Source organism: Cupriavidus sp. CuC1 (assembly GCF_044627735.1).
Taxonomy (GTDB): Bacteria; Pseudomonadota; Gammaproteobacteria; order Burkholderiales; family Burkholderiaceae; genus Cupriavidus; species Cupriavidus ulmosensis.
Genome location: NZ_JBIUHC010000023.1, coordinates 48,358 through 68,292, shown reverse-complemented (window position 1 = coordinate 68,292; position 19,935 = coordinate 48,358). Strand labels below are relative to the sequence as shown.

Here is a 19,935-nt window from a genome sequence, read left to right as displayed (position 1 = left end):
GAAAGACAGAAAAACAGAGAGGAGACCATGCGGCAAATCGATATCCAAAAACTGGCTAGCGACGCCAGGCTCAATACCTTCCATTACAGCGTGCTGATCTGGTGCGCATTGATCATCGTTTTCGACGGCTATGATCTGGCCGTGGTCGGCATCGCTTTGCCGTCGATCATGAAGCAGATGGCGATCGATCCCACGCAGGCCGGCCTGCTGGTCAGCTCGGCGCTGTTCGGCATGATGTTCGGCAACATCTTCCTCGGCACCATCGCCGACAAGATCGGCAGGCGTTGGGCGATCACGATCTGCATCGCGCTGTTCAGCGTCTTCACCGCCGTCTCGGGGCTATGTACAGACCCGCTCTCGTTCGGCGCGGCGCGCTTCCTGGCCGGTCTTGGCATCGGCGGCGTCATGCCGAACGTGATCGCGCAGATGACTGAGTATGCACCGCAGCGCGTGCGCAGCACGATGGTGACGTTGATGTTCAGCGGCTACTCGATCGGGGGCATGCTCGCGGCCCTGCTAGGCAAGGGTCTGATCGAGACCTACGGATGGCAATCCGTATTCGTCGCCGCGGGACTCCCCGTGCTGCTGATCCCGCTGATCCTCAAGACGATGCCGGAATCGGTGGCGTTCCTGATCCGGCGCGGGCGCAGTGACGAGTTGAGGCGGCTGGCCGGGCGAATCGACCCTGGCTACGCCCCGCGGACAGACGACCGCTTCGTGATTACCGGCACGGACGCAGCCGCAGGTGCGCCTATCCGCCAGCTCTTCAGGGAGGGGCGCGGCTTGAGCACACTGATGTTCTGGCTGTCGTGCTTCATGTGCCTGTTCATGGTCTACGCGCTCAGTTCGTGGCTGGCCAAGCTGATGGCGAGCGCAGGCTACAGCCTTGGTTCCGCCTTGACGTTCGTGCTGGTGCTTAACCTCGGCGGCATGATCGGCGCGATTGGCGGCGGATGGCTGGCCGACAGGTTCCACATCAAGTACGTCCTGATAGGCATGTACCTGTTGGCCGCCGTATCGATCACCATGCTGGGCCACCAGGTACCGGTCGGCTTGCTGTACGTACTCGTCGGACTTGCAGGCGCGTCGACCATTGGTACACAGATCGTCGGCTGCGCCTATGCGGGGCAGTTCTATCCCATTGCCATCCGTGCCACGGGAATTGGCTGGACCCTGGGCGTCGGCCGTGGCGGCGCCATCCTGGCGCCGATCGTGATTGGCATGCTGGTCGGCTTCGGGCTGCCGCTGGAGCAGAACTTCATGTCCATCGCGGTGCCCGGCGTCGTCGCGGCAGCCGCCGTGCTGATCATCAACCACGCACGGTCGGCGTCGGCGGCCACGGAGCAAGGCAACGCCGCCGGCACTGACGCGATTCTCAATATTTCTCACCCCCCCACAAACTCTAAAATCTAAGGAGACCATGCATCATGGCCGAGTACACCACCTCCCAACTTCTGGCGCTGGTCAATGGCAGCCAGGTCAGCGCTGGCGACGAGCGCGTCCGTGCTGTCACCGCGCGTATCGTCACCGATCTGTTCCATACCATTGAGGAATTCAAGGTCACCCCCAACGAATTCTGGTCGGCCATGAAATGGCTGAACCGCCTGGGCGAAGCCAATATGGTCGGCCTGATCACCGCGGGCCTGGGCTTCGACCGGTTACTGGATATCCTGGCAGAAGAGGCAGACCAGGCCGAAGCGCGTGAGAAGGGCACGCCGCGCGCCATCGAAGGGCCGCTGTACGTGGCCGGCGCGCCGCTGGCCATGCGCGAGGTCCGCCTGGATGAAGGCAATGAAGGAGAAGGCGAAGTGCTGGTAATGGAAGGCCGCGTGCTGGGCCTCGACGGCAAGCCGGTGCCGCACGCCAGTGTCGACGTGTGGCACTGCAACGAACTCGGACGCTACTCGCATTTCGATCCTGACCAGCCCGCCTACAACCTGCGCCGCCGGATCGAGACCGACGCCGATGGCAATTATCGCTTCCGCAGCTTCCTGCCGCCAGGCTACGCGATTCCGCCGGGCAGCCCGGTTTCCGAGTTGTTCGACCTGCTTGGACGGCACGGCAACCGGCCGGCCCACATTCACTTCCTGGTCTCGGGTGGCGGCAAGCGCGCGCTGACCACGCAGGTCAACATCCCGGGAGACACCTTCCTGGATGACGACTTCGCCTTCGCCACCCGCGACGGCCTGGTGGTGGCGCTCACGAAGGTGGAAAGCTCGACGGAGTTTGCGTCGCTTGGCGTAACAGGCCCGTTTACGCACGTGCGTTTCGACTTTGTGCTCCAGGACGCGCTGTGCGAAGACGAAATGATTGCCGCGAGCCGATACGATACGGCAGCGCTCTGATCGCGCGGATCGCCGAAGTAGGGCAGCGTCATCATGATGCCGGTTGGCGCAGCCGGCTCCACTCCTACGAGCGGATGCGGAACAAGCCGTGCAAGAACGAACGGAGGCACCGGGGTGACGCCGCCGCCCCGGCGGGCTGTCGGTCAAAAGTGCGCAAGCGCGCCATTGGGGTGATTAGCATTGTCCGACCAAAACGACGCATGAGGCGCCGCTGAACCCAGCAGGGCGCCCCGGTTGGGCTGATATCGGGCGCTCTCGAACGGCGTGCGTGCCAGGGAAAGGAATTTGCCTGCCTTTGATGACAGGTTGACGGGCTAAGCGCTCATGCCTTCCGCCTCTCTCTGCTGAAATATGCTGCTCCAGGCACTATGCAGCGCAAGTTGAGTTCTTCGCTGAGGGCAGGCGATGCCATCCGGGTTCTGGAAAGGCTGGATTCCCTCGATAAATCAATGGGTTGCCAAGGATGTGGCGGATTTTCCGCGAATCCTGGCCGACCCTCGACCAGGCGCGCGCCGCGGTGGTGGTGGTGGCCGAGCAGGAGACCGCCGCCGTGCAGGCCGAGCTCGACGCCGTCCAGCGAGCGGCGCGCGCTGCGCGAGATCGATCAGGAGCGCACGTTGCGCCAGAAGGCCGAGCAGGCGCTCGCGAAATTGCGCGCTGAGCTGGCAGTCGTGCAGGCGCGGGCGCAAGAGGCCGCCGCGGAGGCGCGGGCGCGGCTGCAGGCCGAGCGCGATACGCTCAGCCGGCAACTGGCGGAGACAGAGCAGGCGCTCGGGCGAGGGCAGGCGGCCCAAGACGAGCTGCGGGCGCAACTGGAAACGGCAGTACGGCGCGCCGCGCGGGCCCATGCGCAAGCCACCGCCACGCGCCGCCTGGTAGGTGCCAAGCGCCGGGTGCCGGAGACGCGCACCAAGTGCAAGCCCGGGCCGGCCTGAGGGAGCGCCCGAGGGCGGGGATTTGTCCACCGCACGAGGGGACAAGCCTGTGGACAAGCCGCGCGGGAGCCGAGTGCCGACGGCGTCAGCAGATTTGACTAAAATTTAAGCAACGAGGGCGGTCACGTCTTCTCTACCGCAACGCACAGGGGCAGGGCTGGGACGGCCGCGGCGCCATGCCGGATTGGCTGCAGCGGGCGATCCACGCCGGGCAGACGGTGGAACATTTCCAGGTTGTAGCCACGACATAGTGTGAAAACGCATGCCACGGCCGCCAAGGCCGTGCAGCATACCGGGCGGAGAACGGCGCCATGGCAAAGGCCCAACATCAACCATGCAGGAGGCAGCATGCAGGAAGAGTTCGGGTACAAGGATGCGGCCGGTCGATGGGTCGCAGGGTTTGGCTCCCGTCGCGATGCCATCTCGGCGGCAGCGCAGGTGGGCATGACGCAGGTGGTTACCGCGGGCTTTAGCCCCGAGCCTCCGTCCTACTTCGCGCGGTTCGAGGCGACGAGGATTCTCGAGCGGATGCTCGCTGGCATGGCCTTGGGCGAGCAGGAGGGCAAATTGATTGGCAGCGATCAAGCCCAGGATGTGCTCGCCCCCATTCTCGCGGCGACGATCGGTGATGGCTTTCCCGACCGCGAGTCCCCAGAACCATGGAAGCTTCAACTTGATCTCATGAATCGGCTGCAAACCGCGGTCGCCGCGTGGATGGAAGAGAACCACCTTGATTTCGCGTCGCCTAAAGTCGTGGTGTACGGATCGGAGCAACTCCACGTTGGCGGCATGAATCTGGACGTGCCGCTTCTGTGGTCCTTTTGGGGGTAGCTTTGATTTCGGCGCGATTTGCGACGGTTCGCAAGCCCAGCAGCGATGCGAGGTTGAAAACGACGGCAATCGAAAACATGAAAGGCTAGCACCCCTAGTAGTCGCCGCGGCGGCCGAAAAGGGCAATAATGACGATTCAGGCCATTCCTCAGCTTGATCATGAAAATCCTGTTTCTTGTGCGGCATGCCAAATCCAGTCGCGACAATCCGTCCTTGCCCGATCAGCAGCGACCGCTAGAAGATCGCGGCCGCAATGATGCGTCCAAGATGGGCAAGCGCCTGACTGATCGCGGGGTCGATCCCGATCTACTCGTGTCGAGCCCGGCGTTGCGTGCGCTGACCACGGCGCAACTCATCGCCGATGAGATCGGCTACAAGCGCAAGGACATCGTCGTCGATGAACGCCTCTACGCCAGCAGCCCGTACAACTTGCTCGCCGTAATCTGCGCACTCGACGACAGGCTAGACCGCGTGATGCTCTTCGGCCACAATCCCGAATTCACCGACCTCGCGCACCGGCTATCGAGCACGATCATAGACATGCCCACATGCGCCATTGCGGAGTTCTGCTTCGACGCAAAGGCGTGGGCGGATGTCGCGGAGATCGGCCCGGCGAAGGTGAGGATGGACGCGCCGAAGAAATAATGCAGAGTTCGCGGCGAACGCGAAACGCATTCTGTTGAGATGCCTGTTGCCGCCGCCGTGGCCATTGCCGCCCCGTTTGCGATCTCAGCCACCGACGACCAGAAGACCGCTAGCGACATGCCGCCTCAGGGCAGCGTCAGCAAGGACGATGGCCCGAAGGCATGGCAGCGCATCCAGGCCGTTGTCACCCATCCGCGCTGTGCCAATTGCCACGTCGGCGCAGACAATGTTCCGAGGTGGAATGTTGTCGGGGAGAGCAGGACCCGACTGCACCGTATGAACATCAATGCCGGTTTCGGTCGCGCGGGTATCCCGGGACAAACGTGCACAACTTGCCCCATGTGACTTCGACCGCGCTGAACGATGTACCGCATGCGCCACCACATGTCGGCATTGCCTGGCAATTGGCCCCTGTGCAATTCCAGTGGTTCGGTAAGAGCGGCGCGGAGATCTGTCAGCAGTTGCGCGACCCCAAGCGCAATCGTGGTCGGGACGCAGCGGGTTTGGCAGAGCATCTGCGTCACGATGCCTGTATGCATGGCTTTATCCCCTGGAGCTGGAATCCGGGTGGGGGGCGCAGCACACCGCCCGGCACATTCGAGTCGCATGTGAAGGATGTGGCGATGTGGGGTGCCGCGGGTCAGCCTTGTCCTGAATGAGATCAGCTTACAAAACACACTTGGCGCGTAAAGTACAAATTGGGGCGGCACAGGTCAAGTTCCCACAGGTGACTTGCGATTGAATAGGGACTGGAGATTGCGCACGGTTCGCGCTGCGCACGCCCAGCCCTCAACTCAATCGGAGACGTTCCATGAACACAGAAGCTACGCAAGTCCTCAACGATGTTTCCGCGATCGACACGGCCCATATCGGCGCAAGCGCCACGCCGTGGATTCCCTTCGCCCCTATTAACGACAAAATTCTACTCAAATACTTCAAAATCAACCCGGTCACGGGCGAAGTGGTATTGGTCATGAAGGCTGCCAAAGGCGAAGGCGCGCATATTCATCGCCATACGGGTACGGTGATGGTCTACACACTCAGCGGTCGATGGAAATACGACCAGCACGATTGGATCGCGCAAGCCGGCGATTTCGTTTTTGAGCCGTCGGAGTCGTCACACTCGTTTACGAATCTCTCCGACGACGACAATGGTATGGCGCTCGTGGTGTCGACCGGTGAGCTGCACTTCCTCGACGAAAACGGCAAGGTCACGTTCGTCGAGACGTGGCGGACGGCTTTGAGCCGCTACCAGGACTACTGCAAAGCCAATGAGTTGCCCGAGATCGACCTGATCGGCTGCCAGGGCGGACGCTAAGCGACGGCAACGGACGTGAGCCAGGCATCTGGCTCACGGAGGTCACGCCGATGACCCACCTTGCACCCTGCGCACCGCTTCCATCCCTGGATCCGATATACGCTACGCAACGCACCCGTCACTCATGCCTTCTCATTCCCTAAACGACAATCAGCCGATCGCACGCGTCATGGTGGCCGGCACCGGCGTGCTGGGCGCGCAGATCGCCTTTCAGTGCGCGTTTTCCGGTATCGACGTCGTAGCCTACGACGTCGATACCGCCTGCCTGGACCGCGCGAACGCCCGTTTTGATGCGCTAGGGCGCGTCTACGCTGCCGACTTGGGCGCCCCTCGCGAGCAGATCGAAGCCACGCTGGCACGCATCGAGGGCAATACCGACCTCGGTTCGGCCGTTGCGGACATGGACCTCGTCATCGAAGCCATCCCTGAGGATCTGGCAATCAAGCAGTCATTCTACCGTTCACTGTCAGCGGTAGCGCCGGCCGGCACCATCTTTGCGAGCAACTCGTCGACGCTGGTGCCAAGCCAGTTTGCCATGTTCACTGACCGGCCCGAGCGCGTGCTGAGCCTGCATTTCGCGCACGAAGTGTGGAAGCACAACATCGCCGAAATCATGGGCCATCCGGGCACCGACCCCGCCGTATTCGCGCGCATAGTTCAGTTCGCACACCGTATTGGCATGGTGCCTTTACCACTGCGCAAGGAGCAGCCCGGCTACCTGCTCAATACCATGCTCGTCCCGATGCTGATCGCCGCGCTGGGTCTGCTGGTCAACGACGTCGCCGACGTGCAAACGATCGACAAGGCGTGGATGATTGCGAAGGCGGATCGGATTGGCCCATTCGGCATTCTCGACGGAATCGGCATGACGACCGTCTATAACGTCACGCGCGCTCTTGCGGAACGTACGGGCGATTCGACGCATCGGCGCATTGCAGAATACATGAAAGCGCATTTCATCGATACCGGGTGTATCGGCGAGTCAGTGGGACGCGGCTTCTATCAATATCCTGATCCGGAGTTCCTGAATCCCACGTTCGTCGCCACGTGAAACCCAAGGCAGGCTATTGCTACCTGGCAGGACGTCCGGGGTCGTCCCCGTGACGCATGGCTCGATACTGCCGGGGCGTGACGCTCCGCAGTCGCTTGAACGCACGGCTAAACGCGCTTTGCTGCGAATAGCCGAGCAGTTCAGAGATCTCGGCGAGACGCAGATTTGACTGCTGCACATACTTCAGGGCGAGATCTTCACGAACTTGTTCCCGCAGTTCTTCGAACGTCGTGCGGGCCTCAGCGAGGCGACGTTGCAAGGACCGCGGGGACGTTGCGAGCGCTCGCGCTATGGCGTTGAGCGAACTGTCAGTGAACGGCAAGAGCGTGCGAATCATCGTTTGCGTGCGTACCGTCCATAGCGCCTCCACCTGAGCCCTTTCTCGCCGCAAGTGTGCTTCGAGCACACGATGCGCGTTACGGCGAAGTTGCGTTACCGGACGCGTCACCGTATCGCGATCGAGGACAATCGCATTTCTGTCCTGATCGAAGTTGAGGGACGGTCCGAATGTGCGCCTGTGCATTGTGCAGTCCGCAGGCGCCGAATGACGGAATTGCACAACGGCCGGCTGCCAGGTGGAACCACAGATGGTACGCAAGTACTGCATACCGTTGGCGAGACCCAGTTCAACTGCCTGAACTTCTCCGGGACCGGAAGCGTTTTCAATGTCGTAAGTCAAGACCATCCCCTGTTCGTCCCGCACTGCACGTACAGAAGACATCGAGGTATGTAGCACGTAGAACTCGGCAAGCGTATCCATTGCCTCCCCGAGGGTACGCGCGCCATGCATCATCACAAGGATCGGCCCCAGGACCGCCAGGCCCTGATATTCGGCGAGTCTTAGTCCAAAGTTCCGGCATTGCGTAACTTCAGCAGCCAGCGAAAGGAATCGAAGCACTTGCGCACCCCGGATCGGCACGTCGGCGGAACGGAGCGCAAGCTCCGGCAGCTCGGCTCCGGTCGCAACCAACTCGGGTTGAACGCCGAGTACCTCGAGCAGAGGCGCAGCTCCGGTCAACACAACACTGGGTAGGTATCCTTGCATTCTATGTACTTCACTGCGGGAGGTAGTGCACATGCGGGCCCCGAAGCGCGTCGCAGGCAGCAAGCAAATCTTCGTCAGCGCGAAGATCTCGCTATTCTGCGCAAACACGACGCGCGGGGGAGTCTACCCGATGGTATCGCGTTGGCGAATGAAAGAGTACGCACGTTCCGACGCGGTGTCTCATTCGCGATGGGCGGGTGCTTCGTACGCTTCGAGTTGAAGGCGGACTACTCATTCGCCGTAGACGTGGCGGGCAGAGTGTTTGTGACTGCAGACGCTTTGGCAGAGCCGAGCCACAAGAGCAGCAGCGCGACGAGTTCGCAAGTCGCGCCTACCCAGCCAAGGTCCGCGAACGATGCGTGATTGAGCGTGAAAGCACCGAGTGCGGCTCCGAGCGAGAAGCCCGCGAACATGAACGATGCGTTCAGAGACAGCACGACTGGGGCGACAGGAAGGCCGGCGATACCGATGAGCCGGGCTTGTTGCGCAGGGAAGAACGCCCACGCCGACAATCCCCACACAACCACAGCGACGATCACTGGCACTACAGACAGCGAGTGGCCCGGCGAGAGCGCGATCAAGGACAAGCTGCCGAAGGCAAACGCCAGGGCGGCGAGCGCCGGCTTGATCACCTGTTCTGCCCCGAGCTTGTCCGTGAGATTTCCCCCCAGGAAGACGCCGGCTGCCGCAGACAGGCCCCAGACGAAGAGAATCACGCTGAGACCTGCGCCGACGATGCCGGTCGCTCCGGCGATGTAGCTCGCGACGTAGGTGTAGACCGTATAGGCTCCCATGGCCCACAACGTCGTCACCATCAGCGCCCGCAGAACCTGCGGGTTTCGTGCCACTGCGTACCGCGCCTTGAGGGATGCCACAGGAATGCCGGCGCCGAATGCTCTCGGTAGCCCCAGTTGGAGCGCGATGGTGGCGATGACAGCCAAGACTGCGACGCCCGCGAAGGTCATCCGCCATCCGGCTGCATGCCCGAGGATGGCTCCCAACGGGACGCCGAGTGCGATTGCGAGGCTCGTGCCACCATTGACAATGGACAACGCGCGTCCTCGACGCTCGGGCGAGACGAGCGCTGTGGCTACCGCATTCGCGCTCGGCACATACAAGCCCGCGGAGAACGCGAGCAATAGGCGCGCACCTAGCAGTTGCCAGTAGCCCGACGAACTGAAGGCGATGACGTTCGCAACGGCGAACGCGCCCAAGCACAGTATCAGAAGCCGTCGCCTGTTTGCTGACCCAGTCAGGACGGTTAGAATCGGCGAGCTGAGTGCATAGGCCAACGCAAATGCGGTGACCAACTGACCGGCCATAGAGACGCTCACGCCCAAGTCTGCTGCAATACTGGGCAGCAGCGGTGCGATCATGAAGCCTTCGGTGCCGATGGCAAAGGCGCCTAGCGCCAACCAGTACAGTGGCTTCGGGACTGTTGCGGACGCGATTGCGGTATTCATACCGGCGTGCTCCTACACGGCGATGCGCCATATGCGTCTGCCGTCTTGAGGTTGGTTGGTGGCACGTCTCTTGACGTGCTGGCTTAACGCAGGATCTTCTCGAACACGAGGGTCTCGAAGCGTTCGAAGGCGCGTGAGCTCTTCTCCACTCTTGAGCGGAGAATCGCGCCTTCGTAGGCGTCCAGCAGGAATGCGGCGAGGTCGGCGGCCGAGGTCTGCGTCGGTACCTCGCCGCGCTGCTGCGCCTCGGAAATCGCCTCTTCCATCTCGCTAGTCCAACGTGCAAACAGCACCGCGAGGCGCTCGCGAATCTCAGGGCTGGACTCGGAGACCTCGGCGCTGAAATTTCCCAGTAGGCAGCCTTTGGAGAAGTTCGCCGCCCTGTACATCTCGGTCAGCCCCGTGAAGTGGGCGCGTAGCCTTTCCAGGGGGGGGCGAGACCTGTCCTTCAGCGCCGCTCGCCGCTCGCCTCCCTCTGCGTAGAGGTCGACGATTTCAGCGCCCAGGGCTTCCTTGCTTTCGAAGTGGTTGTAGAACGACCCCTTTGGGACGCCGGCCTCGTCGGTGATGTCCTGGACGCTGCTCGCGGTGAAGCCGCCACGCAGGAAGACGCGCAGACCTGCATCGACGATGAGGGGACGAACGCTCGGTCTGCCCATGGCTCTGTCCTTTAAATTGGTTCAGGGACGCGATCGTCCCGATGGGCTCAGCCAGCGACGAAGATGTCGTTGAACTGCAGTGAGAACGCGCCATTGTCGGGTCCGACCGCTGCGCGGAGTTGCTTGGCATTCTCGACCAGCACTTCGTTGGCGTCCGTCGCGAGCACCTGCATCGTCTCCGCGATGAACGGCGCAAGCGGCATGGCGCGCGGCTCGTCGTTGCTGTTCAGTAGGTCGGTCTGAACCCAGGGCGGTGCGATTTCGCGGACCTTCACCGAAGTGTTCTTCAGGCGCCAGCGAAGTGACTCCGAGTACGAGTGAATGGCGGCCTTGGTCGACGAGTAAACCGCGGTGACGGCGAGCGGAACGAAGCCGAGGACCGACGACACGTTGATGATGGTCGCTTCGGGCTGCTTCTTCAGATGCTCGATGAGCGCCCCTGTGAGGCGGATGGGGCCGAGCAGGTTGGTCGCCACCGTCGACACGAGCAGTTCCTCGTCGACCGGGCCGCTCGCATCGTCGATCTGCATGATGCCCGCGTTGTTGATGAGGATGTTGAGTTTCGGGAAGTCGTTCGTCAGTTGTTTGGCGACCGCGGCAATATTGGCCGGATCAGTGACGTCGAGCTCGATCGACGCCATCCCGGGGTTCGCTCGGACTGTCGCCTCCAAGTGGCTCTTGCGCCGCCCGGAAATGATGACTTGATTGCCTTGCTTGTGAAGGGCTTCTGCCAGGCCGCGCCCGATTCCGGAACCGCCGCCCGTGATGAAGATGGTGTTGCCGCTAAGTTGCATGATGTGCTCCATGACACCGAAATTCGGTTTGGTGGAAGTAGTATATGACCGGTCATCTTAATTTGCAAAAAAAATTATGACGCGTTGGTGGTCTTTCGGATCTGCGTGACCGACCCTCCAATTCTCGACGGAGCTGGAGAGCAACCCGCGAGCAGGTCGCAGTGGCGCAGGAGCGGGCCAGCGCCACCGAGCGCCGCGCGCTGCGCGAGATCGACCAGGAGCACACGCTGCGCCAGAAGGGCGGACCTGCGCACCGAGCTGGCGGCCGTGCAGGCGAGGGCGCAAGACGCCGCTGCGGCCGGCGCCGAGGAACGGGCGCGGCTGCAGACGGAGCGCGACACGCTCAACCGGCCACTGGCAACTGGCTGATTGTCGTTTTCATCTTTTCCTAGATGTGGAGCATTGAAAGGACAGCCAGAACACCGCCAATCGCGCCTACCCCGTACGATGCCACCTGCAACCATCGGCGCCGCGTGAGCAGCGTGATTGCCGCCAAGGCGATAGAAACCTGAACAGCTACGACAGCTTGTGCCCAGCGGTGATGATGGTGGACGGCATTCTCACTGGCCTCGTCAGCGTCCCTGGCCGCCTGCTCTTGCGCCTCTGCCTTCTGCCGGATTTGCTCCTTCTCCGACCCGTAGCGCAGCGCTTCCCGTTTGGCGGCGGCTTGATCCACTCCGGGCAGCTGTGCCGTCAGTTCAGCAATCGCTTGCTTCTGTCCCTTCGCTTGGTAGTAGGCCCATTGGTTGGCTGCTTCGGTCTTGTGAATAGCGGCTTCATTCTTCAGAAGCAGCGCTTCGTTTTGGGTCGCCCCGCCCTGATATCCGAAAACCGCGCCAGCCGTCGACAAGATCGCTGTCATCACCGCAATGCGGCCCGAAAAGCTGTCGGCATGACCGATTTCCGCCGCGTGCTCAAGCGCGTGGTCGTGGGCACCGTGTACGTGAAATCCCTCTGACATTGCTACTCCGCTTCAAAAGAGCCGCTTGACGGCCCAAACGCCCAAGATGAGCACGATGGCGATGACAATGACGCCTATCAAACCGTGACGACGCATCAGAGCGCCGACCGTGTGGTTGGTCGCGCTGCGTACCACGGCGCCGGCTACCTGGTCCACGATAGACGTATGGCTATGCGCAAGAATTTTCATGCTCTTCCTACATGAGATCGATGTTCAGCTGGAATCCAATTTTTCCAACCTCAGGCCCAAATGCCGGCTTGGCATGCCTGTTGAGACTGGGAGCGAACATCACCCCATTCTCAGTACGCAGCGCTACCGCGCCGTGATCTTACGCGACCGCGCCGGTAACGTGACAGAGCCGGCTAAAGGAATGTTGCCATTCTGCCGATAGAGAGCCTGTCCTCCTGCCTAGCGCGAGAGCGACAACCCGACAATTTCGAGAATAGGAATAGGACGTCCTGATCGGCGATGCGCAAGCGTGAATATTCGCAAGAAGCGCGACGCGAAGCGCCGGAGTGGGGTCTTCGTCCAATATCGCCTACAAAACAACCAGCGTTCCGTCATGACTTTTCCATTGTCAGCCATTCGGCGCGCCTGCATGGCTGCGGCAGGGCTGCTATTTGCGTCGCCGCTCTCGCAGGCGGCGCCCAATGCGCACGACACGCTTCCACCTGTACCCGCAACGCAAAGCGTGGCGGCACCTGCGATGCCCCTCAAGGCGCAGACCCTGGCACTCCGCCAACTGGGCGAATACGGTCCGATCGCGCTTCGCGGCGTCAATGCCAGCCGGACGCTGAACGTCGGGGTACGCCTCGACGAGATTGTCACAGCGGCGAAGCTGACGTTGAACTTCACTTACTCACCCTCGCTGATCCATTCTCTTTCGCATATCAAGATCACATTGAACGACGAAGTGGTCGCCACACTGCCGCTGGACAAGGAGCACGCAGGGCAGCCGGTGACGCGGGAACTCGATCTCGACCCGCGCTTCTTCACCGATTTCAACCGCATTGGCGTCCAGCTCATTGCCCACTATACGGTGGATCAGTGTGAGGATCCCACCCATTCCAGCCTGTGGGCCGATATCAGTCCGACGACTACCCTGACGTTATCCAAGGCCAGCGTCAGTCTCCCGAATAGCCTTTCGCTGATACCCGCGCCGTTCTTCGATCGCCGCGACAACGGCCGCGTCACGCTGCCTTTTGTGCTACCGAATACCGCCAGCAGCAGTACGCTGCGCGCGGCAGGCGTGGTCGCTTCGTGGCTGGGGGCGCTCGCGAGCTACCGCGAGGCGCGCTTTCCAGTGACCGACACGCCGCCAGCGGACAGGCACGCCATTGTCTTCGCGACACCAGCGGAGATGCCCGCTGGCCTGGATATACCGGCGATCGGGGGCGCATCCATCAGCGTCATCGACAACCCCGCCACGCCTGGCCGCAAGCTGCTTCTGATTGCCGGGCGCAACGCGCAGGAACTGCAGACCGCCGCCAACGCGCTGGTGCTGGGCAAGGCGGCGATGGCCGGCGCAGCCACACTAGTGCAGTCGGTAGATCCGGGCCAGCCGCGCCAGCCGTACGATGCACCAAACTGGGCGCCGGTGGATCGCCCGGTGTGGTTCAAGGAACTTGTCAAGGAGCCGCAGCAACTGCAGGTGGCAGGCAATAGTCCGGAGCCGATTCGCATCAACCTGCGCGTGCCCGCCGATCTGTATGGCTGGAATCAACGCAGCGTCCCGCTCAATGTAAAGTACCGCTACACGGCGCCGTCCGCGTACAACGATTCGGTGCTGGGCGTGGACATCAACGATCAACTGGTCAAATCATACCGGCTAAAGCCGCTAAGCAGCCAGAGCGACGAGAGCGCCGTAAGCGTGCCACTGTTGTCGGGCAGCAATGCCATCGTGACCAACGAGATCCAGATTCCAGCCTTCCGCGTCGGCAGCAACAATCAGCTTCAGTTCCGCTTCCATATCGACTCGCAGAAGACCGGGCTTTGCGCGGCGACGGGGGGCGACGTGGCGCGTGCCGCCATTGACCCGGACTCGACCATCGACTTCAGCGGTTTCCATCACTACGCAGCCTTGCCCAATCTGGCATTCTTTGCCAATAGCGGCTATCCGTTCACACGACTTGCCGATCTTGCGGATACGGCGGTCGTGATTCCGGACGCGCCCACTGCCCGCGATAAGGAAACGCTTCTGACCCTGCTCGGCCACATGGGAAAATGGACCGGGTTGCCGGCACTGCGTGTGACAGTGACGCCCGTAAAGGCCATCGACACTGTCACAGACCGCAACCTGCTGGTCATTGGCACAGGCTCGGCCGCACAATGGCTCGCGCAATGGGGCAAGTCCCTGCCTTTGCTGATCGAGCGAGGCAGGACCGAGATAGCACTGCGTGACCAGCGCTCCAGCGCCTGGCCGGACTGGTGGAACGGCCTCGAAGGGGATGCTGTAGCGCCTGCCGGCAGGGCCATCCTGACTGCCGGCGGCCCCATCGTCGCGCTCATCGGCTTCGAGTCGCCCTACGCCAAGAGCAAGAGTGTGGTAGCGATTACCGCGGCCGATCCCGGCCGGGTCGGCGATGTGCTGGACGCTCTGGAGGACCCTGGCAAGGTAAGCCAGGTACGGGGCGACCTGACCATCATCCGCCAGCAAGAGATCGAATCTCTGCGAATCGGCGAGCGCTATTACGTTGGCGAATTCCCCTGGTATGCACGTATCTGGGTCAAGGTCTCCGCGTATCCGGCCTTGATGGCGGTCGCCGGGATCCTGGCCGGCCTGGTCTTCGCGCTCGCCGCCTTTCTGGCGCTGAGCCGCATCGCAGCCCGTCGTGCGGGAGGCTGACATGGCGCGGATGCGGGCTCGCCTTGCTCACTGGCTCCTGGCCGGCATGATGGCCACCGCCACCGCCACCGCCACCGCCACCGCCACCGCCACCGCCACCGCCACCGCCACCGCCACCGCCACCGTTGCCGGTGGCGCGGCGACCTGTCCCTGGCCGGATTGGGAAGACTTCAGGCGCAATACGATCAGCGTAGAGGGGCGCGTCGTCGATGCGAGCAGCGAGCAGAGCGTTACTGTGTCGGAAGGCCAGGCCTATGGCTTGTTCTTTGCGCTGGTTGCTAACGACCGCCCCATGTTCGACAAGCTGCTCGGCTGGACCGAAGACAAACTCGCGCGCGGCGACCTGACCGCGCATCTTCCCGCATGGATCTGGGGCAAACGCGCAGATGGCGGCGACGGTGGAACATGGGGCACGATCGATGCCAACCCAGCCAGCGACGCCGACCTCTGGATCGCCTACACGCTTTTGGAGGCCGGCCGCCTTTGGCAGGAGCGTCGTTTCACGGCGCTGGGCTCCGTCTTGGCCGGCCGCATCCTGCAAGAGGAAACCGCGCAGTTGCCGGCCCTCGGCCGCACGCTTCTTCCCGGCCCCGTCGGATTCCAGCTCAAGCCCGATGTGTGGCGGCTGAATCCAAGCTATGTGCCGCTGCAACTCATGCGCCGTCTCGCTACGGCATTGCCTGAGCAAACGGCATGGACGCACCTCGTCGAGACGTCGGCCAGGCAGGTGATGGCCACTGCGCCGCTCGGCTTTTCCCCCGACTGGGTCGAGTATCACGCTGTCCGCGGCTTCCAGCCGGATACGAAAACCCAGGCCGAGAGCGCATATAACGCGATCCGGGTGTACCTCTGGGCCGGCATGCTCGCGCCGCAGGAGCCGCTGCGCCCGGCCATGCTACGTAAGTTCGAGCCGCTTGCCGATTTTGTGGCCACCAACGGTTATCCGCCAGAACGCTTGAACACACAGACGGGCATGCCCGGACGCAACGCTGGCAATGCCGGCTTCTCCGCCGCCGTCGTACCGCTTCTCATAGCGCTGGGCAAGCCCGGCCTGGCCCATGCACAGGCGCAACGCACACGCGCTCTGGCTGCTCAGGCGCCACTGGGATACTACAGCCAGGTGCTTGCCCTTTTCGGTCTCGGCTACCTGGACCGGATGTATCGTTTTGATGCCGACGGCGCCCTCGTCCCTGCCTGGAAAACCACATGCCCTGCCGCCGCGCGCTAGTCTCAGCCTTGGCGCTGCTCCTGGCCAACACGGCAAGCGCACCAGCCCAAGCCCAGAGCACCGCGGTCGCGCCCGGTCCGGCGCTCTCGGCTGAAATGGCGCAACTGCTGGCCGCGGCCCGGATGTGGGAAGCGAAAGGCCGCGCCGACCTCGCGCGTGAGGTGCTGGAAAAGGCCTTGCTGCTCGATCCCCGGCAGCCAGAGGCGCTGCAGTTGCTCGGCCTGATCGAAATTCGCTCCAATCGCCCAGCCCAGGCCGAGCTGATCCTGCGCCAGATGCGCCAGGGCAATCCGGACAACCCGGCGACACGGGGGCTGGAGGACAGCTATCGGATTGCAACCCGTGACAAGCCGGAAATGGCCCGCATCCGCCTGCTGGCGCGCAGCGGGAAATCCGATGAGGCGTCGGCCCGGTTGCAGGCGCTATTTCCCCGCGGAGCGCCAAGCGGCGAGCTGGCGGGCGAATACTATCGCATCCTGGCAGGCACCTCAGCCGGACGCCTGCAAGCCATCGCGGCGTTGCGGCTTGCCATCCGGCAAGACCCGGGCGACACCCGGCTGGCACGTGTACTCGGTAGCCTGCTCACCGAGCGTGAGGCCACTCGCCAAGAAGGACTGGGCATCCTCCATGGTGTCGCGCAGCGGCCCGACGCGGATCGCAAGACGGCGCTGGAAGCGTGGCGCCGTGCACTGAACAATGTTCGCGACGACCCCGCCTACTATCGCGCGTTCGAGCTCTATCTGAAGGAAGTACCGGACGACCAGGTCGCGCAGGCAACGCTGGCCACGCTTGCCGAAAAGCTCGATGCCCACCGGCGCATGCTCGCCGACCCCGGCTACCAGGCTCGCCAGCGCGGCCTTGCACAGCTTGAACGTGGCAACCTGATTGAGGCCGAGAACGCACTGCAAGACGCCTACCGTACCCGTGCGGGCGATGCCGTGCTGATCGGAGCACTGGGACTGGTCCGCATGCGCCAGGGCCGACACGATGAAGCGCGCGAGCTATTTGCACGCGCTTTGCGGCTCGATCCCGAGCAAGGGGGGAAATGGCGCGGCTTGCTCGCCACCGCTGCCTTCTGGGGTTCCGTGGCACGGGCGCGCGACGCCAACGCGCAAGGCAGGCCGGCCGAGGCGGAGGCGATTGTCCGGCGGGCGCTGGCGCAACAGCCGGAGAATCCTGGCGCTCAACTGGTCCTCGCCGACGCGCTGATGGCGCAGCAGAAGTTGCCGGAAGCCGAAGCGTTGTTGCGTCACCAGCTCTCTGCTCGCGAGCCGGATCTCGGCGCGCTGCGCCGGCTAGCGACACTCCTGCGCGACAACCAGCGCAACGAAGAGATTGCTCCCTTGATCGCTGGCACGGAGAAGCGCCTGACGGGGGCCCAGGCCGAGTTGAACGCGCTGCGCGCCGACGTGCTGGCGACGCAAGCGGACCAGTTGCTTGCGCAACGCAAGAACAGCCCGGCGATGGCCCGGCTCGAAGAAGCTATCCGCCTGAAGCCGGATTCGCCCTGGAGCCGCTTTACCCTGGCCCGCATCTACCGCGACCTCGGCCTGCCCGCGCTTGGGCGCTCCGTGCTGGACGACGGACTCTTGGTATCGCAGGCGCCGGAAATGCGTTACGCCAATGCGCTCTTTCGCAATTCACTGGAGGACATCGACGGTGCGAGCGAAGTCCTCGCACCCATACCGCAGGGCGAACGCAGCGAAGGCATGCTCAGGCTCGCTGGCAGCCTGGCCGCCCAGCAGCGGTTGCGTGATGCGCGCCAGCTGATCGCCCGCGGATACGAGCCACAGGCGCGCGTGTTATTGCAGCGGGCGACGCTTGCGGCCGCCGCCGATCCGCAGATGCTCGCCACGATCGGGCGCGAATGGATCGGCCTGCGCGAGCCGGACGTTGGGCTGCGGCTCGTGCAGGACTGGCTCGCCGCCCATCCCGAAGATCCCGCCATTGGGGTACGCCTGCGCTACGGCGAGCTGCTCGCCGCGGCCCAACGCGACCGCGAACTGGCTACATGGCTGGACGATGCGGGCACGCGCCCCGGTCTCTCGCAAGATGACCGCGCCGCGTTCGAAGGGCAACGCCTGCGGCTTGCCCTGCGCGAAACGGATCGCCTGATCGCGCAGGGTGAGCTGGGGCGCGCCGAGCAGACTTTGCTTGCCGTGCCGGCCAGGCAGCAGGAGGACCGCCGCTGGCTGCTGACCCTGGCGGACCTGCGAGACGCGCAGGGCGACTATGCGTCTGCCGCCAAGGCCGCAAGCATGGTGCTTGCCTCGCAACCGCAAGACGCAGGCGCACGCCTTACCTTAGCCCGCATGCTTGAACGCGAAGGCAAGCTTGATGCCGCCACCGACCTGGTGCGCGCGGTGCTGGCCGACGCCCCGGAAGAGGATATCGATACGCGGCTCTCCGTCGCCCGGCGTCTCACCGCGCTGAGGCGAGAGGATGAAGCCGCGGCCGTGGCCGACTTGCTACGGCGCAGGTATCCGGAGCGTTCCGATATCACCGTCCAGCAGGGACGCATCGCCCAGGCGCGCGGCGCCTACGACGAGGCGGCGGCGCTGTATCGCGAATCACAGGCCCAGGAGCAGCGCGCGAGCGTTCTGCCCGGGCCGGACGGCACGCCGGCCGAGCACGCCCTGCGCGCGCTCGAGGCGCGCCGGCAAGGACAGTTCGCCACCGCCACCCTGGCGTCGCAAAAGGCCGGTGACCCCGGCATATCGAAACTGGACGCCATCGAGATTCCGCTGTACTTGCGCATGCCGCACGGCTACAGCGGCCACGCCTTCCTCCAGGCCGATACCGTCCTGCTCGATGCCGGCACGCTGCCGGTCGACCGCTTTGCCGACGTCACCACCTTCGGCCAGATTGCCGCGCGCGGCAATGCGAACCTCTTGCCGGCTGCCCAGCATGAGCGCGGCATGGCGCTGGCAGCCGGTTATGAGTCGGACCGCGCCTACGACAGCTGGCGCGCTGATATTGGTACCACGCCGCTCGGCTTCGTCAGGCAAAGCGTCGCCGCCGGCTTGCGCTATCGCGCGGAACTTGGCAATGCCTCGGCATCCGTCGACGTGTCGCGGCGCGCCGTTACCAGCAGCCTGATTTCCTACGCCGGCGCGACCGATCCGGCAACCGGCCAGACGTGGGGCGGTGTGCTGCGCAACGGCATCAATCTGCACTACGCCCAGGGCGTGGGTCGCGGCAGCGTGTTCGCAGATCTGGGCGCAGGCTTGCTGACCGGGCACAACGTGATGACCAATCGCGAGTTGACGCTGCGAACGGGCATCGACTGGCCGCTGTTCGAGCAAAGCGGCCAGCGCGTGAAGAGCGGCCTGGTGGCCAATTACTGGCACTATGCCGAAAATCTACGCTTCTACAGTTTTGGCCACGGCGGCTATTACAGCCCGCAGCGCTATCTTTCGCTTGGCGTCCCGCTCGATTGGGCCGGACGGCGCGGGCCGTGGTCATGGCAGTTGCAGGGATTGCTCGGCTGGTCGAATACCTACGAGAAGGATATGCCGTACTACCCGACCCGGCCGGACCTCCAGGCATCGGCCGTAGCCCGTCTGGCAAGCAATCAGCTCGCGCCTCCCGTGTATGCGGGCGGATCGGGCGGGGGCATCAGCTACGCATTTGGTGGCGCGGTCGAGTACGATTTTTCGCCATACCTGGTGGCTGGCCTGCGTTTCCAGATCGACCGTTCGCGCAACTATGCGCCGAACCGCGCGATGGCGTATCTGCGCTATTACTTCAGCAGACAGGAAGGCCGGGCTTTTCCGCCCGCCCCTGTGCGGCCTTACTCCGCCTACTGAGGGCTG

Annotated in this window: 17 protein-coding genes and 1 pseudogene; 12 read left to right on the top strand and 6 right to left on the bottom strand. The window is 63.4% G+C overall.

Translation table 11 applies throughout. The features are described from left to right. Window positions 1-27: 27 nt before the first annotated feature. The 9 genes and pseudogenes from ACGLHR_RS12820 to ACGLHR_RS12780 all read left to right on the top strand — a co-directional run bounded on the left by ACGLHR_RS12820 (window position 28) and on the right by ACGLHR_RS12780 (window position 7,125). Window positions 28-1,413: an MFS transporter gene (locus ACGLHR_RS12820; protein WP_400094225.1), complete on the top strand. Its 1,386-nt coding sequence runs from the start codon at window positions 28-30 to the stop codon at window positions 1,411-1,413. Window positions 1,414-1,427: 14 nt separating this feature from the next. Further along, a complete protein-coding gene (locus tag ACGLHR_RS12815) occupies window positions 1,428-2,345 on the top strand; it encodes a dioxygenase (RefSeq protein ID WP_400094223.1) in 918 nt (305 codons plus the stop codon). Window positions 2,346-2,962: 617 nt separating this feature from the next. Then, the gene (locus tag ACGLHR_RS12810) at window positions 2,963-3,280 is read left to right on the top strand and encodes a hypothetical protein (protein WP_400094221.1); all 318 of its coding nucleotides are present in this window, start codon (window positions 2,963-2,965) and stop codon (window positions 3,278-3,280) included. A gap of 146 nt (window positions 3,281-3,426) precedes the next feature. Continuing rightward, a pseudogene (locus ACGLHR_RS12805) lies at window positions 3,427-3,531 on the top strand (H-NS family nucleoid-associated regulatory protein); the annotation flags it as partial. Between the two features lie 97 nt (window positions 3,532-3,628). Further along, on the top strand, window positions 3,629-4,111 hold the full coding sequence (locus tag ACGLHR_RS12800; RefSeq protein WP_400094219.1) for a hypothetical protein: 483 nt from the start codon (window positions 3,629-3,631) through the stop codon (window positions 4,109-4,111). A 159-nt stretch (window positions 4,112-4,270) separates the two neighbouring features. Beyond that, window positions 4,271-4,756: a SixA phosphatase family protein gene (locus tag ACGLHR_RS12795; protein WP_400094218.1), complete on the top strand. Its 486-nt coding sequence runs from the start codon at window positions 4,271-4,273 to the stop codon at window positions 4,754-4,756. Between the two features lie 323 nt (window positions 4,757-5,079). After that, window positions 5,080-5,415 (top strand): hypothetical protein, encoded by a 336-nt coding sequence (locus ACGLHR_RS12790; RefSeq protein ID WP_400094216.1) that lies wholly within the window; start codon window positions 5,080-5,082, stop codon window positions 5,413-5,415. 152 nt (window positions 5,416-5,567) lie between these two features. Next, window positions 5,568-6,074, top strand: coding sequence for a 2,4'-dihydroxyacetophenone dioxygenase family protein (locus ACGLHR_RS12785; RefSeq protein WP_400094215.1), 507 nt, complete (start codon window positions 5,568-5,570; stop codon window positions 6,072-6,074). Between the two features lie 124 nt (window positions 6,075-6,198). After that, window positions 6,199-7,125, top strand: coding sequence for a 3-hydroxyacyl-CoA dehydrogenase (locus ACGLHR_RS12780; RefSeq protein ID WP_400094213.1), 927 nt, complete (start codon window positions 6,199-6,201; stop codon window positions 7,123-7,125). Between the two features lie 19 nt (window positions 7,126-7,144). Here ACGLHR_RS12780 and ACGLHR_RS12775 read toward each other — a convergent pair whose 3' ends face one another. From ACGLHR_RS12775 to ACGLHR_RS12750, 6 genes are all read right to left on the bottom strand, one after another. Next, the gene (locus ACGLHR_RS12775; protein ID WP_400094211.1) at window positions 7,145-8,170 is read right to left on the bottom strand and encodes an AraC family transcriptional regulator; all 1,026 of its coding nucleotides are present in this window, start codon (window positions 8,168-8,170) and stop codon (window positions 7,145-7,147) included. A gap of 227 nt (window positions 8,171-8,397) precedes the next feature. Next, window positions 8,398-9,633, bottom strand: coding sequence for an MFS transporter (locus ACGLHR_RS12770; RefSeq protein WP_400094210.1), 1,236 nt, complete (start codon window positions 9,631-9,633; stop codon window positions 8,398-8,400). Window positions 9,634-9,716: 83 nt separating this feature from the next. Then, entirely contained in the window at window positions 9,717-10,292 is a 576-nt protein-coding gene (locus tag ACGLHR_RS12765; RefSeq protein ID WP_400094209.1) for a TetR family transcriptional regulator C-terminal domain-containing protein, read from the bottom strand. A gap of 47 nt (window positions 10,293-10,339) precedes the next feature. Then, a complete protein-coding gene (locus ACGLHR_RS12760) occupies window positions 10,340-11,086 on the bottom strand; it encodes an SDR family oxidoreductase (RefSeq protein ID WP_400094207.1) in 747 nt (248 codons plus the stop codon). 388 nt (window positions 11,087-11,474) lie between these two features. Next, on the bottom strand, window positions 11,475-12,047 hold the full coding sequence (locus ACGLHR_RS12755; RefSeq protein WP_400094206.1) for a DUF4337 domain-containing protein: 573 nt from the start codon (window positions 12,045-12,047) through the stop codon (window positions 11,475-11,477). Between the two features lie 12 nt (window positions 12,048-12,059). After that, window positions 12,060-12,236, bottom strand: coding sequence for a hypothetical protein (locus ACGLHR_RS12750; RefSeq protein ID WP_400094205.1), 177 nt, complete (start codon window positions 12,234-12,236; stop codon window positions 12,060-12,062). A 409-nt stretch (window positions 12,237-12,645) separates the two neighbouring features. Between ACGLHR_RS12750 and bcsB the strand changes: the two genes are divergently transcribed. From bcsB to ACGLHR_RS12735, 3 genes are read left to right on the top strand one after another with little or no spacing between them, the layout of a single operon-like run. Then, window positions 12,646-14,892 carry a cellulose biosynthesis cyclic di-GMP-binding regulatory protein BcsB gene (gene bcsB / locus ACGLHR_RS12745; protein ID WP_400094204.1) on the top strand — a complete coding sequence of 749 codons (2,247 nt, stop codon included), beginning with the start codon at window positions 12,646-12,648 and terminating at the stop codon, window positions 14,890-14,892. A 1-nt stretch (window position 14,893) separates the two neighbouring features. Then, window positions 14,894-16,120, top strand: coding sequence for a cellulose synthase complex periplasmic endoglucanase BcsZ (bcsZ, locus tag ACGLHR_RS12740; protein ID WP_400094202.1), 1,227 nt, complete (start codon window positions 14,894-14,896; stop codon window positions 16,118-16,120). Continuing rightward, the gene (locus ACGLHR_RS12735; RefSeq protein WP_400094200.1) at window positions 16,099-19,929 is read left to right on the top strand and encodes a cellulose synthase subunit BcsC-related outer membrane protein; all 3,831 of its coding nucleotides are present in this window, start codon (window positions 16,099-16,101) and stop codon (window positions 19,927-19,929) included. The genes bcsZ and ACGLHR_RS12735 overlap by 22 nt, the downstream gene beginning before the upstream one ends. Window positions 19,930-19,935: the final 6 nt, after the last annotated feature.

Bases quoted from the DNA above. Each gene is read 5' to 3' on its own strand.
- ACGLHR_RS12820 (WP_400094225.1), top strand. From the start codon at position 28: ATGCGGCAAATCGATATCCAAAAACTGGCTAGCGACGCCAGGCTCAAT.
- ACGLHR_RS12815 (WP_400094223.1), top strand. From the start codon at position 1,428: ATGGCCGAGTACACCACCTCCCAACTTCTGGCGCTGGTCAATGGCAGC.
- ACGLHR_RS12800 (WP_400094219.1), top strand. From the start codon at position 3,629: ATGCAGGAAGAGTTCGGGTACAAGGATGCGGCCGGTCGATGGGTCGCA.
- ACGLHR_RS12795 (WP_400094218.1), top strand. From the start codon at position 4,271: ATGAAAATCCTGTTTCTTGTGCGGCATGCCAAATCCAGTCGCGACAAT.
- ACGLHR_RS12785 (WP_400094215.1), top strand. From the start codon at position 5,568: ATGAACACAGAAGCTACGCAAGTCCTCAACGATGTTTCCGCGATCGAC.
- ACGLHR_RS12780 (WP_400094213.1), top strand. From the start codon at position 6,199: ATGCCTTCTCATTCCCTAAACGACAATCAGCCGATCGCACGCGTCATG.
- ACGLHR_RS12775 (WP_400094211.1), bottom strand. From the start codon at position 8,170: ATGCAAGGATACCTACCCAGTGTTGTGTTGACCGGAGCTGCGCCTCTG.
- ACGLHR_RS12770 (WP_400094210.1), bottom strand. From the start codon at position 9,633: ATGAATACCGCAATCGCGTCCGCAACAGTCCCGAAGCCACTGTACTGG.
- ACGLHR_RS12765 (WP_400094209.1), bottom strand. From the start codon at position 10,292: ATGGGCAGACCGAGCGTTCGTCCCCTCATCGTCGATGCAGGTCTGCGC.
- ACGLHR_RS12760 (WP_400094207.1), bottom strand. From the start codon at position 11,086: ATGCAACTTAGCGGCAACACCATCTTCATCACGGGCGGCGGTTCCGGA.
- ACGLHR_RS12755 (WP_400094206.1), bottom strand. From the start codon at position 12,047: ATGTCAGAGGGATTTCACGTACACGGTGCCCACGACCACGCGCTTGAG.
- ACGLHR_RS12750 (WP_400094205.1), bottom strand. From the start codon at position 12,236: ATGAAAATTCTTGCGCATAGCCATACGTCTATCGTGGACCAGGTAGCC.
- bcsB (WP_400094204.1), top strand. From the start codon at position 12,646: ATGGCTGCGGCAGGGCTGCTATTTGCGTCGCCGCTCTCGCAGGCGGCG.
- bcsZ (WP_400094202.1), top strand. From the start codon at position 14,894: ATGGCGCGGATGCGGGCTCGCCTTGCTCACTGGCTCCTGGCCGGCATG.
- ACGLHR_RS12735 (WP_400094200.1), top strand. From the start codon at position 16,099: ATGCCCTGCCGCCGCGCGCTAGTCTCAGCCTTGGCGCTGCTCCTGGCC.